The sequence below is a fragment of the Nocardia sp. NPDC058497 genome (assembly GCF_042720195.1).
GTDB lineage: Bacteria > Actinomycetota > Actinomycetes > Mycobacteriales > Mycobacteriaceae > Nocardia.
Window position 1 is genome coordinate 1 of sequence record NZ_JBHXMY010000890.1, and the last position, 1,677, is coordinate 1,677.

The window sequence follows — 1,677 nt, forward strand, 5'->3', positions numbered from 1 at the left end:
GGGGTGTGTTTTTTTTTTAAACAGACCTGTGGTGGGTTTTTTGGGGGGGGCGGCGGGGGGGGGTGCGGGGGGGGGGGGGGCATGGGGCCTGCCCCAGCGACCGCGCCTGAGCGGCGTCGGCGGCCTCGATGATCCGGTCGACGATCGGCCGGTGCACGGCGTCCTTGGCGCGGGTGGTGTAGCGCGCGACCATCGCGACCAGCGCCGCGGCCTGGGCCGCGTGCAGGGCGGCCACAGCGCCGCCACCCGGTGCGGGCACCTTGGCGCCCAGCTCCGACAGATAGTGCTCCAGGGTCACCGACCCGAACGAGGGGGCGATCTGCTGCGGCGAGGCGGTGGGCTGCGACACGACGTGGTGACCTTTCGATGCGGCGAGAACTGCGGTGGTACTCGCCTTTAACGCTACCGCGTGCCGACCGGAACACCCCGCCCGACCAGCACCTGCGTCGACAGACCGACCGGTCGGGGTGGCTGCGCGCGCCGGGGCTATGTTGGGTGTCATGCGGATCGGATTGAGCATCAACTACTCGGGCGGCTTCAAGGAGGTCGCGGCCGAGGTCGCCGACCTGGAACGGGCCGGCCTCGACATCGTCTTCGTGCCGGAGGCGTACTCGTTCGACGCGGTCAGCGCGCTGGGCTTCCTGGCCGCCCGCACCGAACGGGTGCAGCTGGCCTCGGGCATCCTGCAGCTCTACACCCGTACCCCCAGCCTCACCGCGATGACCGCGGCGGGCCTGGACTTCGTCTCCGACGGCCGCTTCATCCTCGGCATCGGCGCGTCCGGCCCGCAGGTCATCGAGGGCTTCCACGGCGTGCCCTACGACGCGCCGATCGGCCGCACCCGCGAGCTCGTCGAGATCTGCCGGAAGGTCTGGCGCCGCGAGAAGCTCAACTACCAGGGCAAGTACTACCAGATCCCGCTGCCCGCCGACCGCGGCACCGGCCTGGGTAAAGAGCTCAAGCTGATCAATCACCCCGTGCGCGAACGCATTCCGGTGCTGCTCGCCGCGCTCGGCCCGAAGAACGTCGAGCTGGCCGCCGAGCTCGCCGAGGGCTGGCAGCCGATCTTCTTCCTGCCCGAGAAGGCCAAGGACGTCTGGGGCGACGCGCTGGCGGCGGGCAAGGCCAAGCGTGACCCGTCGCTGGGCGAGCTCGAGATCTTCGCGGGCCCGCCGCTGGCGATCGGTGAGAACGTCACCCCGCTGCTGGACTTCGTGAAGCCGCACCTGGCGCTCTACATCGGCGGCATGGGCGCCAAGGGCAAGAACTTCTATCACACGCTGGCCACCAAGTACGGCTACGGCGCGGCCGCCGACCGCATCCAGGAGCTGTACCTGGCCGGTGACAAGCAGGCCGCCGCGCAGGCCGTGCCCGACGACCTGGTCCGCGACGTGTCGCTGATCGGCCCGGAGGGCTTCGTCAAGGATCGCATCGCGGCCATGGCCGAGGCGGGCGTCACCACGCTGAACGTCACGCCGCTGGCCGAGAACGCCGCGGGCCGGGTCAAGCTGATCGAGCAGCTGCGCGCGCTCTGCTGACCTGCCGACGACAACGCGGCCCCCGCCGGTGAAATCAACCGGCGGGGGGGCGGTTTTGTGGGGTGCGGGACTGTAAGTCGCCCAGGCGGCGGCCCCCCGGGGGTGGATGGGGTACCCCAGGTGCAGGGTCGTCATCGTG

At 70.6% G+C, this 1,677-nt stretch carries 2 protein-coding genes; one reads left to right on the plus strand and one right to left on the minus strand.

Annotated features, from left to right (window positions below; genetic code table 11):
* Positions 1-16 precede the first annotated feature (16 nt).
* Complete coding sequence (locus tag ACFWPJ_RS32175; protein ID WP_378857205.1) at positions 17-349, minus strand: cyclodeaminase/cyclohydrolase family protein; 333 nt, start codon at positions 347-349, stop codon at positions 17-19.
* Between the two features lie 151 nt (positions 350-500).
* Here ACFWPJ_RS32175 and ACFWPJ_RS32180 point away from each other — a divergent pair, with 151 nt between their 5' ends.
* On the plus strand, positions 501-1,538 hold the full coding sequence (locus ACFWPJ_RS32180) for an LLM class F420-dependent oxidoreductase (protein ID WP_378857207.1): 1,038 nt from the start codon (positions 501-503) through the stop codon (positions 1,536-1,538).
* Positions 1,539-1,677: the final 139 nt, after the last annotated feature.